The sequence below is a fragment of the Variovorax sp. GW821-FHT09D05 genome, from assembly GCF_059416325.1.
In genome coordinates this window covers 98351-112624 of record NZ_JBWKOZ010000005.1, presented here as the reverse complement: position 1 = coordinate 112624, position 14274 = coordinate 98351, and the positions used below count along the sequence as shown (strand labels likewise).

Sequence of the window (14274 nt, the reverse complement as noted above, 5' to 3'; positions counted from 1 at the left end):
GCAAATCCGTCTTTGATTTCATGTTTTTAGATTTCCTTTCCCTCATTGATTGTTATGAATAATTTGTATCGCGGCATCTGGAGCGAGTCGCCCGGCGCATGGCTAGCAGCCACCGAAATCACCAAGACTCATGGCAAAGGCAGCTTCAGACTGTCGGCAGTAGTTGCCGCAATTCTGGCTGCCGGCCTGCAGGTGACGGCATCGGATGCCAGCGCATCCACCTACGCACCGGCCAACTGCAACTCCACAACCACGGCGACCATCGGGCAGGTGGCTGTTACCGGAACAAACGCTCAACCGGTCGATGGAACCGGGCCATGGTCCAACATCCTTGGCTGCAATACGAGTGGCAACGGTCTGGATGCCGTATCGGTGTTCGGAACCTACTCCCAAGGGGTTGGAAACGGAGCGGCCGTTTTCGGGTTCTCCAGCACTGCCGGCCAGTGGGCCAGCGCGCTTGGCCTCTCGGCAAATGCTTCCGGCACCGGAAGCACCGCGCTTGGCTTTGGCGCACAAGCTCAAAGCCTGAACTCGGTTGCAATCGGCGGAGCCGGTGGCGACGGAAGTACGGCTCTATCGGCCGCCAATTCAACGACCGCTTCAGGCGCCGGGGCCATTGCCATCGGCAGCAACTCGATCAGAGGGGCTCAAGCGACCGCCTCGGACAGCATCGCGATTGGCGGGGCGGCTACCGCTGCCGGCCAAGGCAGCATGGCTCTTGGCAATGGGGCTGACGCGAAATACGACAACAGCGTGGCCATCGGAGCGGCCAGCAAGACGGCGGATTCGCTCGCCGCATTGCAAGGCGTAGCCGGCTACACACCTTCCCCGGGCGCTGCGATCTCCGGTGCGACGCCGGCTGGTGAAGTGTCTGTAGGGGCAAGCGGTAGCGAACGCAGGCTCACCAACGTCGCCGCAGGCGGCGCTCCGACGGATGCCGTCAATGTCAGCCAGCTGTCGACGGCGACTGCTTCGTTGTCCACCAGCCTGAACACGACGAACAGCAACGTGGCCAGCCTGTCCACCAGTTTGACCGCAACGAACAACTCCGTTGCGAGCCTGTCGACATCGACTTCCACAGGGCTGGGCATCGTTGCCGGCAACATCGACAGCCTGTCTACATCCACCTCGGCTAGGTTGAGCACTGCGACCAGCCGCATCGGCAGTCTCTCGACCGGTGTGAGCAATCTCTCGACGAGCCTGAACACAACCAATGGCAACCTCGGCAGCCTGAGCACGACGGTCAACACGATCAACGACAAGGGCACCAAGTACTTCCACACCAATTCGACGGCTGGCGATTCGGTGGCCAGCGGCCAGAAAGCGGTGGCGATCGGCCCGCTGTCCGTGGCCAGCGGCACCAACTCCTTCGCAGCGGGCAGCGGTGCACAGGCCACGGGTCTGAACGCGATCGCCGTCGGCACCGGGGCGCTGGCCACGGGCTCGCAGGCCATCGGCGCCAATGCCCGAGCGGGTGGTGGTGGCGTGGCGCTGGGTGACAACGCGGACGCCGGCGGCACGCCGCTGAGCCAGGCGCCGAACATCTCCAAGGGCACGGTCATCGGCTTCGGCGCCATCGCGCAGCAAAGCGGCGGCGTCGCACTGGGCGCGGGCTCGGTGGCCTCCACAGCAGCGGGCGTGGCCGGCTATGTGCCGGCTGGTGCAGCAGCGCAGCACCGCGTGGCCATCCAGGCGACCACCAGCACGCAGGCAGCAGCGTCGGTGGGCGACGTGGCCAACGGCCAGTACCGCCAGATCACGGCCGTGGCCGCGGGAACGGCCGACAGCGATGCGGCCAACGTCGCACAGCTCAAGGCATCTGCAGCCACCGTGAAGGCCAGCAGCGTGCAGTACGCGACCAACCCGGACGGCTCGGTCAACTACAACCAGATCACGCTGGGCAACGGCCAGGCGCCGGGCGGCACGCGCATCGGCAACGTGGCGCCGGGCATCCTGCCGGGCGACGCGGTCAACATGAGCCAGCTGAATCAGGTGCAGAGCCAGGTCGGCGACGTGGCCCGCATCGCCTACTCGGGCACGGCGATGGCCTTCGCGATGTCCGGCGCTTACTTGCCAACGCTGTCTCCCGGCGAGAAGACGGTGGGCGTGGGCCTTGGCAACTACAAGGGCTACAGCGCGGTGGCGCTGACCTTCAAGGCACTGTCCGACGACGGCAAGATGTCCTGGGGTGCGGGCCTGTCGACCACGGGCAAGGAGTGGGGCGTCAACGCCGGCATCGGCTGGAAGTGGAAGTAACAAGCCACTGAGTCGGCCTGCGGTGCCGGTGCCTGGTTTCGATAGACAGCAGTTCGCTAGGCGACGGCGGCAGCGCCGCCAAACAGCTCGGTCATGAACTGCGTCGACTTCAGACCGGTGCCGGTCAACAAGGCGACAGTCGTCTCGCTGGCCTTGATGTCGCCGCGCTGCGCCAGCACCTCGATGGCCGCCGCGGCCGAAGCGGAGGTCGGCTCCGCATAGAGCCCGCTTGCTGCCAGCCGGCGCACCGCAGCCGCGATCTGCTCCTCGGTCAACGCAACGGTCTTGCCGTTCGTCTCGCGCAACGCCTGCAGGATTTCCTGAAGCCGCACGGGCCGCTTGATCGCAGTGCCTTCGGCAATGGTCGGCTGCACGACACGGTCCACCAGCGTGTCGACTCCGGCGGTGAAGCTCGCATCGATCGGCGAGCAGTTCAGCGGCTGCGCGACAAAAATGCGCGGCAGCTTGCTGATCTGCCCCGCCGCCAGCAGCTCCTTGAAGCCGATCCAGCACCCGAGCACGTTGCTGCCCGCTCCAGTCGGAATGACGACGTTGTCGGGCGCGACAAAGCCCAGGTCTTCCCAGAGCTCATACGCCAGCGTCTTCGTGCCCTGCAGGAAGAACGGATGCCAGTTGTGGCTCGCATAGAAGATCGACTCCGACTGGCGCACCGCCTCGTACTCCGACTCTTCGCGCGGCCCCGGCACCAACTGCACCTCTGCGCCGAAGGCCCGGATCTGCGCCACCTTCGGCGCGGGCGTGTAGCTCGGCGCGAGCACCTTCACGCGCATGCCAGCCGCCGCGCCTGCCGCGGCAATGGCTGCGCCGCCGTTACCCGAGCTGTCTTCCAGCACCGCGTCGACGCCGATCTGGCGCAGGAAGGACATCATCACCGCCGCGCCGCGGTCCTTGAAGCTGCAGGTCGGGTTGAACCACTCGAGCTTGAAGTACGGCTCGAGGCTGCCCCAGCGCTTCTGCACCAGCGGCGTGCAGCCTTCGCCCATGCTCGCGGGCTCGTCGATTGCCACGGGCAGCGCCGCGCGATAGCGCCAGAGCGAGCGGATGCGCGAATCGATGTCGTCGCGCGAGATGCCGGGCAGCGGCGTGACCATCATCGGATGGCCGTCGTCCGAGCGCCATCGGCGTTCGGACAGGTCGTAGTGCCTGCCGGTGCGTGGGTCGACATAGCGTGCGCGTTCTCTCGCGGTCATTCGAGGCTCCTGGTCAAAATTGGATAATACATCCAACACTGTACTTTTTGTACAAATTGGATTGTTCGTCCAGAGCTGGATACATTCCCCGGCATGAAGAAAAAGTCGAACAAGCAGGTCCTGGAGATGCTGCGCAACATGGCCGAAGGCCTGGGCCAGACCTTTGCGCCCTTCTGCGAAGTCGTGGTGCACGACCTGAGCAATCCGAAGAACGCGATCTACGCCATCGAGAACAGCCTCAGTGGCCGGGAGGTCGGCCAGTCGGTCACGGAGCTGGGGCTCGCGCGCATCCAAGACCCGGAGTTTCCGGCGGTGATCGCGAACTACGCCAACACCTTTCCCGACGGGCGCAAGGTCAAGAGCACATCCATCGGCGTCAAGGACGACAGCGGCGAGTACGTGGCCGCGCTGTGCCTCAACGTCGACCTCACGCTGTTCCAGAGCTTCCAGGCCGCGATCTCGCAGTTCACCAAGATTGACGACAAGGAAGTGCACGAGCACATCGAGGCCGGCGGCAACCACTCGGACCGCATCCACGCGCGCATCGACGATTTCGCGGCCGCGCGCGCGACCACCTCGCGCTCGCTGAAGCCGGCCGACCGCAAGCAGCTGGTGCAGGAACTGAAGAAGGCAGGCCTGCTGGAAGTTCGCCGCGGCGCCGAGATTGCCGCCGCGCACATGGGCGTGTCGCGCGCCACGGTCTACAGCGACGCGAAGTAAGGCCCAACCTGTTCAGCCCGCTTACTGCGGCTGCAGGCCGATCTCGTGCGCGGCCTTCTGCCAGCGCTCGGCCTCCGAGCGCAGGAAGGCTCGCAACTCCGCCGGCGTCGAGCCCTTCATCTGCACGCCCAGCACCGACAGGCGCTCCCTCACCGACGGATGGTCGAGCGCAGCGATGGCCTCGCGGCGCAGCTTCTCGATCACGTCGAGCGGCGTGGTGGCCGGCGCGACCATGGCCCACCACTGGTCGATCTCCAGGCCCTTGAGCCCGTTCTCCGCGAGCGCGGGCACGTTCTGCAGGCCGGGAATGTTCGTCACGCGCTGCGTGCTCGTCACCAGCAGCGGGCGGATGCGGTTGGCGCCCAGCAGGCTGGAGCCGCTGGCCAGCGTCGCGAAGTGCCCCGCCACCGTGCCCGCCGCCACGTCGGTGAGCGCGGGTGCCGAGCCGCGGTACGGGACCATGTTGAACCTGATCTTCGTGCGGCTCGCCAGCAGTTCGGCGGCAAGGTGGCTCACCGTGCCCGCGCCGCTGTGCGCGATGGCTGGCGGAGCACTCTTTGCAGCCGCGGTCTTCAGGAAGGTCTTGAAGTCTTTGCTGTCGTCGTCCATGCCCGCGAAGAACACCAGCGGCGAGGTGCCGATCATGGTCACAGGCGTGAAGTCGCGCAGCAGGTCATAGGGCAGCTTCGCCGTCACGGCCGGCGCAATCGCGTGCGGCAGCTCGACGATGGCGATGGTGTAGCCGTCAGGCGCGGCCTTGGCCGCCGCGTCGGTGCCGATCATGCCGGCGGCGCCGGGCCGGTTGTCCACGATCACCGGGCTGCCGAGGGTCTGGCTCATGCGCTGCGCCATCGCCCGTGCAATGGCGTCGGTGCTGCCGCCGGCGGCCCACGGCACGATGAGCTTCACGGGCTTGTCGGGGTAGGCCGCCCACGCCGGTCGAAACGAAGCGAGCAGGGCCGTAGAGCCGGCGGCCAGAAAGGCCCGGCGTTGCATCGTCGGCATGGTGAATTCCTGAAGGAAGTTAGATCGGGCGGTCGGGCCAGCTCGGGTCGCCGGCCGCATTGGCGGTCAGCATCAGCACCACGTGCGCATCGGCCGCAATGGCGTTGCTCTCGCGCAGCTGGCGCAATGCGGCCAGGCCGCCGGCAGCGCAGAGCTCGGCGCTGACGCCGAGCGAGCTGAGCAGCCGCCGTGCGGCGCGCGCTTCGTCGTCGCCCACGACCACCGCGCCGCCGCCCGTGGCGGTCGCGGCCTGCCACTGCAGGTAGGTGACGGTGGCCCCCGCGGTGGAAAACTGCGCAGTGTGGCCCGGGTAGCTGCCGTTGATGGCGCCGCCCGCGAGCACTCGCGCCAGGCGCGGGAACGGTTCCACCAGCCAGAGCCTGGGCAGGCGCCCGATGCGCCCCGCGGCCATGAGGTCACGAAAGCCCGCGTAGATGCCCCAGGCCAGATCGCCGCGCGCGGTGGGAATCACGATGTGGTCCGGCAGGCCGCCATCGGCCACGCATTCGAGTGCGATCGGCTTGTAGCCCTCGATGGCCAGCGGCGCGCTGCCCAGCGCGGGCAGACGATAGTTGGTCAGTGCGAAGTAGCCTGGGTGCTGCGAACGCTCGCGCACGAAGGCCCAGCGGCCCGCGTTGTCGGCGAACACATAGCGCCGCGCGCCAAGTGCATCGAGCTGTCGCGCGTAGGTGGCCGGCATGCCTTCGTAGGTTGCGACCTCGCAGCCCAGGCCCGCGGCCCATGCGTAGTGCGCCGCCGACACGGCCGCGTTGCCCGAGGAGGCAAGCACCAGCGTGTGGGCATCGAAGTCGAGCGCCTGCGCCACGCCCACCGCTGTCATGCGGTCCTTGTGCGAGCCGGTGGGGTTGCGCGATTCGTCCTTGAGGGCCAGGCGCGCCACGTCGAACTGCTGCGCCAGCTCCGGCATGTCCTCCAGCGGCGTCTGCCCCTCCCCCAGCGCGAAGCCGGAGGTGTAGGGCATGGGCATCGCCTCGGCGCTGTCGGGCAGGTAGCTGGCACGCAGCGCCACATGGAAGCCCGTGCGCTTGCATGCGGGGCAGCCGTCGTGCGACAGGGTGACCGGGTAGAGCGCATCGCATCGCAGGCATTGCAGGCCGCGCAGGTTCGGGTTGCGCACAGGCTTGGGTGCCTGGTCACGCACCAGCCCCAAGGGATTACCCGGAGGATGAGCCAGGGGATCCGGGGGAGGAGCGGCGAACTTGAAGTCCAGAACGGGCAATGTCGTCACGGGTCATGCGTCAGAAGTTGTGACCAAATCTTATGCAATCGGAAATAAAATTATGCAGCCTCAGATACTCAACCGATAACAAGACTTATCGATGCGATTCGGCGAGATCGAAACCTTCCGGGCTCTCATGCGCGGCAGCTCCACCCGCAAGGCCGCTGCATTGCTGCATGTGACGCAGCCCGCCATCAGCCAATCGCTCAAGCGCCTCGAGACGCAAGCGGGGATGCTGCTGTTCCAGCGCACCGGCGGGCGGCTGGTGCCCACGCCCGAGGCACGCGCGCTGTGGGTCGAGGTGGAGCGGGTGTTCATCGGCATGGACGCCATCGAGCACCGCGTGCGCAGCCTGCGCGACTTCGGCGTCAGCCAGCTGGAGCTGAGCAGCTTTCCCGCCTACGGCCTGGGCTTCATGCCGCGCGCATTGGCACGGCTGAAGGCGCACCGCGGCGCGAGCCCCTGGCCGCAGGTGTCGCTGCAGGTGCTGAGCTCCAAGGACGTGCGCGACCGCGTGGCCATGGGCATCTCCGACTTCGGGCTGATGGCCGACGAGCTCTCGCTCGAAGGCATCGACCACTCCACCTTCTCGCGCTTTCCCGGCGTGGTGGTGATGCCGGCAGGCCACGCGCTGGCCCGCTTCAAGACCATCAAGCCCGAGCAACTGGCCGAAGCGCCCTTTCTCTCGCTCAACCCCGAAGACCCTTCGCACCAGCGGCTCGAAGCCGCATTGGCCCCGCACGGCGTGGCGCTGCGGGTGCTGGTGCAGACGCCCTATGCGGCCAGCGTGTGCGAGATGGCGCTGCGCGGCCTGGGCGTGGGGTTGGTCAACCCGATCACCGCGCTCGACTACGCGGAGCGCGGGCTGGTGGTGCGCAAGTTTTCGGTCGACGTGTACTTCACCTGCCTGCTGGCGCTGCCGGCAGGCAAGGTGCTCTCGGCCACGGCGAGGGACTTCATTTCGCTGATGCGCCAGCAGCTGGCCGAGGACGAGAAGCGGATACAGCGCTACCTGCGCTGATCCCCCACGGTTCACTTCCAGGTGAACTCGTGGTTCAGCCCGATCACGAAGCCGCGCACGCCCTGCGGCCCGGTGCGCGATGTGCTCACGTCCACGCTGATCAGCGGCGTGATGCTGAAGCGCCCGCCGATGCGCGAGGTCCACAGGCCCGCCGCCCGGTTGCGCTCCGCGATGAGCGATACGGTGTCGTTCAGCGCCCATTCGACGCCAATGCCGCCGCGCGGCGTGCGCGCACCGGTTCCGTTGGCCCAGTCGGCGCCTGCGTTGGCGTGGATCTGCAGGCTCTCGAGTGGCCGCCACGTCAGAGGCACCACGAACTGCCCGCCCGCGCGGCCGCCGCGCTTCAGGTCGAACACCGCGCCCATCGACACTGCGGCGCTGAACGGCGCGTCGGCCGCCTGTCCGTAGAAATTCCACTTGAGCTGCGGTCCGCCGGTGACCGAATGAACGCCGCTCACCGAGGTGCGGTCGAAGTTCAGGCCCAGCTCGACCGGCCCGACGCGGCAGGCGGGCCCGAAGTGAAACCCCGTGACAGGCTCCACACCCGTGCGGCCCCACCAGGTCTCGTACTGGCATTGGCCCGGGTCGAGCGTGCTCGCGTCGTCCACGTCGAAATGCCCTGCGGCGTGTGCGCCCGGGCTCGCGGCCAGGTTCGCGAACAGGCAGGAAGCAGCAAGCATCCAGCCGCTGCTTGGCGGTCGGGTTGTCGTTCTGTCGTGCCTGTTGTTCTTCATCGTGCGCATCCCGGAGCCCTCGAACCATTCTAGGGACGCCGAAAGTAGTCGCCATGACGCAGGCGGCGCCGGCCGCAATCAGCCGGCCTTCTTCAGATTTCGAACTGGGGCTGCAGCTCGCGGATGCGCTTGATGGCCACGCCGGCCGCGGCCGTGCGCGTCTCCACGCCGAGCTTCACGTACACCCGCTCCAGGTGCTTCTTGGCGGTGGCCGGGCTGCTGCCCAGGATCTCGCCGATGTCCTTGTTGGTCTTGCCCTTGACCACCCAGTAGAGCACTTCGGCCTCGCGCGCCGTGAGCTTCAGGCTCAGGCTCATGGCTTCGATGACGGCGGTGTCGGACACCTCGCGCATGATGATCATCCACTCGTCGCCGTCGTCGTCGCTGCTGGTCTGCTGGTGCAGCCGCAGCGTGAGGCTGCTCGCGCCCTGCACGATGGACAGCGCCGGCGGTTCGATGCCGCGCTGGCGCGCATCGGGCGTGTGGCTGCGCAGCCATTCGAGCACGGCGGGCGGCGTCTCGGGCGCGCGCGTGTCGCAGTAGCGCTGCAGCAGGTCGCGCGCCAGCGCGGTCTGCCAGATCAGCCGGCCTTCGGGCAGGCGCACGGTGATGCTCGCGTAGCCGAAGGCATCGAGCGCATTGCGCGCCTGACCGGCCTGCCGCGCGTCCTGCCGTGCGCGGCGCGCGCCCTGCAGATGCACGTTCATGCGCGCCAGCACTTCCTTCGGCTTGATGGGCTTGGTGACGTAGTCGACGCCGCCGGCTTCGAGCGCGGCCACAAGGTGCTCGGTCTCGGTGAGTCCCGTCATGAACACGATGGGAATGTGCGCCGTCGCCGCATCGGCCTTGAGCCGGCGCGCGACCTCGAAGCCGTCGATGCCCGGCATCATCGCGTCGAGCAGCACGATGTCGGGCCGGGCCTGCGCAGCGCGCTGCAGCGCCTGCTCGCCATTGGTGGCAATGAGCACGGTGTAGCCCGACTCGTCGAGCGCGTCGTGCAGCACCGCGAGGTTGTCGGGCACGTCGTCGACGATCAGCACGAGGTCGCTGTTGGCGCCCTGCTGCTCGCGCAGGGTCTTGGCGAGCGGTGATGTTTCCATGGCGGGAGGTGGCGTCGTCGAAGTCATGCGGCGCTTTCGACGGCTTCGGCCAGTGCACGGCTCATGGCCTCGAACTGGAACTGGCGGGCCAGCACGCGCTGGGCTTCAGTCCACGACGCGCACTCGGGCTGCGCGGCGTCGATGTCGTCGAGCTGGTTCATGATGCCGCGAAAGTAGCCCAGGCTCACGGCCTCGTCGAGCGCACGCAGGCGGGCCAGCGAAGGCGCCTGCATCACGCGCGGCGCCACGGCGGCGACGGGCTTCGCGGCGGCATCGGTCCATTGCAGCCCGAGCCGGCGTTCAAGCCAGTCGAGCAGCTCGGTGTGGCGCACGGGCTTGACGAAGAAATCTTCCGGCGCAATGCCCACGTCGTTGTCGAGCCCCTTGTCGAAGGCGTTGGCCGAGACGATGGCCACCGAGGCCTCGGTCAGCCCCAGCTTGCGCGCGCGGCGAATGGTCTCCCAGCCGTCGATGCCGGGCATCGCGAGGTCGACGAACATCGCGTCGGGCCTATAGCCGGCTGCGATGAGGTCGAGCGCATCGTGCCCGCTCGCCGCGCTGCGCAGCTCGAAGCCCAGCGGCGCGAGCACATGGCCCAGCAGGTCGCGGTCGGCCTCCTCGTTGTCGACCACCAGCAGGCGGCGGCGCGGGCCCTCGTAGCCGCGCCGCGCGCGCTGCACCGGCATCGGGCGGCCGGTGCCGGCCACCGTGTCGTGCACGCGCGGCAGGAACAGGCGCACACAGAAGAGCGAGCCCTCGCCCGGCGTGCTCTGCACCTTCATCTCGCCGCCCATCAGGTCGGTGAGCATCTTGGCAATGGTGAGCCCCAACCCCGCGCCCGGTGCGGCCGACATGCCCGCCGCATTGCCGCGCGCAAAGGGCTCGAAGATGCGCTCGATGTCCTCGGCCGGCATGCCGGGGCCGGTGTCCTCGATCTCGATGGACGCGAACTCCCGCGCATAGGCCAGCCGCAGCGTGACCTGCCCCGCCGCCGTGAACTTGATCGCATTGCCCAGCAGGTTGATGAGGATCTGCAGCACGCGCTTTTCATCCGCACGCACCACCTCGGGCAGCGGCCCCGCCGCCTCGAAGCGAAACTGCAGCCCCTTCTCCGCGGCCTGCAGCTCGAACATGTCGGCCAGCTCGCGCAGCGTGTCGGCAAAGCGCATGGGCCGCGCATGCAACGTGAGCTTGCCGGCCTCGATGTGCGCGATGGCCAGCGTGCCTTCGATGAGCGACAGCAGATGCTCCCCGCCGCGCTTGATGACCGCCACCGCCTGCTGGCGGTGCGGCGGCACCGAATGGTCTTCGCCCATCAGCTGTGCATACCCCAGGATGCTGTTGAGCGGCGTGCGCAGCTCGTGGCTGATGGCGCTGATGTAGCGGCTCTTCGCCTGGTTGGCCTGGTCGGCCGCCTGCTTGGCCAGCTCGGCCGCGAGCTTGGCCTGCTCCGCGATCTCGCGGGCTTCGTCGGCCGCCTGCTTGGCGGCCTGCAGGGCGCGGTCGGTCTCGCGGTGCAGCTCTATTTCGCGCACCAGCAGATGAGTCTGGCGGTTCGATTCTTCCTGCGCCACCTTGCGGCTCTGGTGCGCCAGCACCAGCCACCACGCGACGATGCCCGCGATGACCAGCAGCGCCATGTACGCCTTGAGGAAGCCCGAGCGCAGCGACAGCTTCTGCACGCCAGCCAGCGCCGCGGCCACGTCGGCCTCCGACGCCAGCTCCAGTGCGCCTTCGCCGAAGGCACGCAGCTCCTGCTGGTAGAGCACGCCGAACACCACGGCCAGCAGCGGCACGATGACGAGCATCAGCAGCAGGAAGTGCCCCAGCCCCGTGTCGAGGTAGCGCCAGCTGCGGCGCGGCAGCAGCCAGCGCAGCACCGTCGACCATTGCGAAGACAGGCTCGCATGCGGCTTGCACAAATCGCCGCAGCGCGCGTCGAGCGTGCAGCACAGCGAGCAGATCGCACCCTGGTACGCCGGGCAGTGCGCCATGTCCGGCCCCTCGTACTCGCGCTCGCAGATCACGCAGTGCTGCACCTTCAGGCGCTGGTAGCTGCCGGTTTCGACCTTCGCCCAGCGCACCGCGCGCGGGCCCTCGGCGGGCGCGAAGGCCACCGCGCCATGCGCCTCGTCGGTGCCGCGCGCAAGGTAGTACTTGCCGCCCGTCGCCCAGGCCAGCAGCGGCGATGCCACCAGCGCCGTGCCCAGTGCGATCAGCGCCGAGAAGGCCTGCGCCAGCGGCCCGAACACGCCCAGGTGCGCGGTGATCGACAGCACCGACGCCAGCGCCATCGCGCCCACGCCCACCGGGTTGATGTCCCACAGGTGCGCGCGCTTGAACTCGATGCCCGGCGGCGACAGCCCCAGCGGCTTGTTGATGACGAGGTCGGCCACCACGGCCATCATCCAGGCGATGGCGATGTTGGCGAACAGGCCGAGCACGTCGCCCAGCGCCTCGAACACGTTCATCTCCATCAGCATGAAGGCGATGAGCGCGTTGAACACCACCCACACCACGCGCCCCGGGTGGCTGTGTGCCACGCGCGAGAAGAAATTGCTCCAGGCCAGCGAGCCCGCATAAGCGTTGGTCACGTTGATCTTGAGCTGCGAGATCACCACGAACAGCGCCGTGGCCGCCACCGCCCAGCCATAGTTCGGAAACACGTACTCGTAGGCCGCGAGGTACATCTGGTTCGGATCGACCGCGCGGTCGGCCGGCACCATGTGCGTGATCGCCAGGTAGGCCAGCAGCGCCCCGCCCAGCATCTTGAGCACCCCCAGCACCACCCAGCCCGGGCCGCCGGCCAGCACCCCGGCCCACCAGCGGCGCGCCGTGGTCGCGGTTCGCGCGGGCATGAAGCGCAGATAGTCGGCCTGCTCACCCATCTGCGTAATGAGCGCAATGCCGACCGTCAGGGCAGCGCCAAACAGGTGCAGATCGAAGCCTTTGGTGCCGGAGCGAACCCCGTTGTAGTGCATGATGCCCGCGAACGCACCAGGATCGCGCACCAGCACGTAGGCAAAAGGCACCACCAGCATCAGCAACCACAGCGGCTGCGTCCACAACTGCAGCCGGCTGATGGCCGACACCCCGTGCGTGACCAGCGGAATCACCACCAGCGCACACACCAGGTAGCCCCAGACCGGCGGGATGCCCAGCGCCAGCTCCAGCGCGTAGGCCATCACAGCCGCCTCGAGCGCGAAGAAGATGAAAGTGAAGCTCGCGTAGATCAGCGAGGTGAGCGTGGAGCCGATGTAGCCGAAGCCCGCGCCACGCGTGAGCAGGTCCATGTCGACGCCGTAGCGCGCCGCGTACACGCTGATCGGCACGCCCGCCAGGAAGATGATGAGCCCCGTCGCCAGGATCGCCCAGAAGGCGTTGGCAAAGCCGTACTGCACCAGCAGCGTGGCGCCCACCGCCTCCAGGATCAGGAACGACGCCGCCCCGAAGGCCGTGTTGGCCACCCGCCATTCGGACCACTTGCGAAAGCGCTGCGGCGTGTAGCGCAGCGCGTAGTCTTCCAGCGTCTCGCTGGCCACCCAGCTGTTGTAGTCGCGCCGAACCTTGACGATGCGCTGCGGCGCGTCGTCAGGGGTGGTGGGTACGGCGTCGGGGTTCACACCGTTTCGGTGCATCTTTCATGCCACCCGTACGGCTTTTGGCGAACAGGGCACGACTGTTGCAAAGAAGCCGGCTTGCCCATAATGGCCGCCACTCTCTGCCACCCGATGCCGATCCCATGGAACTGACTCCGCGCGAAAAAGACAAGCTGCTGATCTTCACCGCGGCGCTGCTCGCCGAACGCCGCAAGGCCCGCGGCCTGAAGCTCAACTACCCCGAAGCCATCGCCCTGATTTCGGCCGCCGTGATGGAAGGCGCCCGCGACGGCAAGAGCGTCGCCGAGCTCATGAGCGACGGGCGCGCCGTGCTCACCCGTGCCGACGTGATGGACGGCATCGCCGAGATGATTCCGGACATCCAGATCGAAGCCACCTTCCCTGACGGCACCAAGCTGGTCACCGTGCACCAGCCCATCGTCTGAAATTCAAAGAACAAAAGGACTTTCCATGCGCCACAACGCCTCCAGAACCCTCGCCCTGCTCGCCCTCCTGCTGCCACTCGCAGCCAGCGCCCACACCGGCGTCGATGGCGGCCTGCACCACGGCTTCACCACCGGCTTCCTGCATCCGCTGACCGGCGCCGACCACCTGGCGGCGATGGTTGCGGTCGGCTTCTGGAGCGCACTGGCCGCGCGCCGTGCCTGGCCCGATCTGCTCTGGGCGCCCCTCGCCTTCGCCGGCATGCTGCTGGTGGGCGCGCTGATGGGCCTGGCCGGCGTGCAGCTGCCGGCGGTCGAGCCGATGATCGCGGCCTCGCTGCTGGTGCTGGGCCTGCTGGTCGTCACCCGCGTGCGTCTGCCGGCGGTGGTGGCCATGGCGGTGGTCGGCGTGTTCGCGGTATTCCATGGCGTGGCCCACGGCTACGAGCTGGCCAGCGAACAAGGCGCGGCCCTCACGCTGGCCGGCATGGTCTGCGCCACGGTGCTGCTGCATGCCGCCGGCATCGCAATGGGCTGGGCGCTGCGCCGCGCCAACGCATGGCTGCCGCGCGTGGCTGGCGCCGCGGTGCTCGGCCTGGGCGCGACGCTGCTGGCCCAAGCCATCTGAGGCCGGCCATGATTCCCGGCGAACTCTTCACCGACGACGGCGAGCACGCGCTCAACCCCGGCCGCCGCACCCTCACGCTGGTGGTGCAAAACACCGCCGACCGGCCGATCCAGGTCGGCTCGCACTATCACTTCGCCGAGACCAATGGCGCACTCGGCTTCGACCGCGAGGCCGCGCGTGGCATGCGGCTGAACATTGCCTCGGGCGCAGCAGTGCGCTTCGAGCCTGGCCAGCAGCGCACGGTCGAACTGGTCGATTTTTCCGGCGATCGCATCGTCTACGGCTTTCGCGGCCTCGTTCAAGGGAAGCTCTGAAAC

The 14274-nt window shown here is 67.9% G+C and carries 12 protein-coding genes; 6 read left to right on the top strand and 6 right to left on the bottom strand.

The window, feature by feature from the left end:
• The first annotated feature begins 54 nt into the window (after nucleotides 1-54).
• The gene (locus AC07O3_RS14820; RefSeq protein WP_495339697.1) at nucleotides 55-2256 is read left to right on the top strand and encodes a YadA-like family protein; all 2202 of its coding nucleotides are present in this window, start codon (nucleotides 55-57) and stop codon (nucleotides 2254-2256) included.
• A gap of 56 nt (nucleotides 2257-2312) precedes the next feature.
• On the opposite strand, the gene AC07O3_RS14815 is transcribed toward AC07O3_RS14820, so the two are convergent.
• Complete coding sequence (locus AC07O3_RS14815; protein ID WP_495339696.1) at nucleotides 2313-3467, bottom strand: threonine synthase; 1155 nt, start codon at nucleotides 3465-3467, stop codon at nucleotides 2313-2315.
• Nucleotides 3468-3560: 93 nt separating this feature from the next.
• Between AC07O3_RS14815 and AC07O3_RS14810 the strand changes: the two genes are divergently transcribed.
• Nucleotides 3561-4187, top strand: a complete 627-nt coding sequence (locus tag AC07O3_RS14810) for a helix-turn-helix transcriptional regulator (RefSeq protein WP_093057430.1) — start codon at nucleotides 3561-3563, stop codon at nucleotides 4185-4187.
• Nucleotides 4188-4208: 21 nt separating this feature from the next.
• On the opposite strand, the gene AC07O3_RS14805 is transcribed toward AC07O3_RS14810, so the two are convergent.
• Nucleotides 4209-5192 (bottom strand): Bug family tripartite tricarboxylate transporter substrate binding protein, encoded by a 984-nt coding sequence (locus AC07O3_RS14805; RefSeq protein ID WP_495339695.1) that lies wholly within the window; start codon nucleotides 5190-5192, stop codon nucleotides 4209-4211.
• A 19-nt stretch (nucleotides 5193-5211) separates the two neighbouring features.
• Nucleotides 5212-6441: a threonine synthase gene (locus AC07O3_RS14800; RefSeq protein ID WP_097198187.1), complete on the bottom strand. Its 1230-nt coding sequence runs from the start codon at nucleotides 6439-6441 to the stop codon at nucleotides 5212-5214.
• 91 nt (nucleotides 6442-6532) lie between these two features.
• On the opposite strand from AC07O3_RS14800, the gene AC07O3_RS14795 reads away from it, so the two are divergent.
• Nucleotides 6533-7453, top strand: coding sequence for a LysR substrate-binding domain-containing protein (locus tag AC07O3_RS14795; RefSeq protein WP_093057427.1), 921 nt, complete (start codon nucleotides 6533-6535; stop codon nucleotides 7451-7453).
• An 11-nt stretch (nucleotides 7454-7464) separates the two neighbouring features.
• On the opposite strand, the gene AC07O3_RS14790 is transcribed toward AC07O3_RS14795, so the two are convergent.
• From AC07O3_RS14790 to AC07O3_RS14780, 3 genes are all read right to left on the bottom strand, one after another.
• Entirely contained in the window at nucleotides 7465-8133 is a 669-nt protein-coding gene (locus tag AC07O3_RS14790) for a PA4824 family protein (protein ID WP_256331006.1), read from the bottom strand.
• Nucleotides 8134-8279: 146 nt separating this feature from the next.
• Nucleotides 8280-9287 carry a response regulator transcription factor gene (locus tag AC07O3_RS14785; RefSeq protein ID WP_093057426.1) on the bottom strand — a complete coding sequence of 336 codons (1008 nt, stop codon included), beginning with the start codon at nucleotides 9285-9287 and terminating at the stop codon, nucleotides 8280-8282.
• Nucleotides 9288-9310: 23 nt separating this feature from the next.
• Nucleotides 9311-12925 (bottom strand): hybrid sensor histidine kinase/response regulator, encoded by a 3615-nt coding sequence (locus AC07O3_RS14780; protein ID WP_495339694.1) that lies wholly within the window; start codon nucleotides 12923-12925, stop codon nucleotides 9311-9313.
• A 104-nt stretch (nucleotides 12926-13029) separates the two neighbouring features.
• Between AC07O3_RS14780 and AC07O3_RS14775 the strand changes: the two genes are divergently transcribed.
• From AC07O3_RS14775 to AC07O3_RS14765, 3 genes are read left to right on the top strand one after another with little or no spacing between them, the layout of a single operon-like run.
• The gene (locus AC07O3_RS14775; protein WP_093057424.1) at nucleotides 13030-13332 is read left to right on the top strand and encodes an urease subunit gamma; all 303 of its coding nucleotides are present in this window, start codon (nucleotides 13030-13032) and stop codon (nucleotides 13330-13332) included.
• Nucleotides 13333-13357: 25 nt separating this feature from the next.
• Nucleotides 13358-13957, top strand: coding sequence for a HupE/UreJ family protein (locus AC07O3_RS14770; RefSeq protein ID WP_495339693.1), 600 nt, complete (start codon nucleotides 13358-13360; stop codon nucleotides 13955-13957).
• An 8-nt stretch (nucleotides 13958-13965) separates the two neighbouring features.
• Nucleotides 13966-14271 carry an urease subunit beta gene (locus AC07O3_RS14765; protein WP_093057422.1) on the top strand — a complete coding sequence of 102 codons (306 nt, stop codon included), beginning with the start codon at nucleotides 13966-13968 and terminating at the stop codon, nucleotides 14269-14271.
• The last annotated feature ends 3 nt before the right edge of the window (nucleotides 14272-14274 follow it).

Excerpts from the sequence above, each read along its gene's own strand:
- AC07O3_RS14785 (WP_093057426.1), bottom strand. The coding sequence starts at position 9,287 with ATGGAAACATCACCGCTCGCCAAGACCCTGCGCGAGCAGCAGGGCGCC.
- AC07O3_RS14795 (WP_093057427.1), top strand. The coding sequence starts at position 6,533 with ATGCGATTCGGCGAGATCGAAACCTTCCGGGCTCTCATGCGCGGCAGC.
- AC07O3_RS14815 (WP_495339696.1), bottom strand. The coding sequence starts at position 3,467 with ATGACCGCGAGAGAACGCGCACGCTATGTCGACCCACGCACCGGCAGG.
- AC07O3_RS14770 (WP_495339693.1), top strand. The coding sequence starts at position 13,358 with ATGCGCCACAACGCCTCCAGAACCCTCGCCCTGCTCGCCCTCCTGCTG.
- AC07O3_RS14810 (WP_093057430.1), top strand. The coding sequence starts at position 3,561 with ATGAAGAAAAAGTCGAACAAGCAGGTCCTGGAGATGCTGCGCAACATG.
- AC07O3_RS14775 (WP_093057424.1), top strand. The coding sequence starts at position 13,030 with ATGGAACTGACTCCGCGCGAAAAAGACAAGCTGCTGATCTTCACCGCG.
- AC07O3_RS14780 (WP_495339694.1), bottom strand. The coding sequence starts at position 12,925 with ATGCACCGAAACGGTGTGAACCCCGACGCCGTACCCACCACCCCTGAC.
- AC07O3_RS14805 (WP_495339695.1), bottom strand. The coding sequence starts at position 5,192 with ATGCCGACGATGCAACGCCGGGCCTTTCTGGCCGCCGGCTCTACGGCC.
- AC07O3_RS14820 (WP_495339697.1), top strand. The coding sequence starts at position 55 with ATGAATAATTTGTATCGCGGCATCTGGAGCGAGTCGCCCGGCGCATGG.
- AC07O3_RS14790 (WP_256331006.1), bottom strand. The coding sequence starts at position 8,133 with ATGCTTGCTGCTTCCTGCCTGTTCGCGAACCTGGCCGCGAGCCCGGGC.
- AC07O3_RS14765 (WP_093057422.1), top strand. The coding sequence starts at position 13,966 with ATGATTCCCGGCGAACTCTTCACCGACGACGGCGAGCACGCGCTCAAC.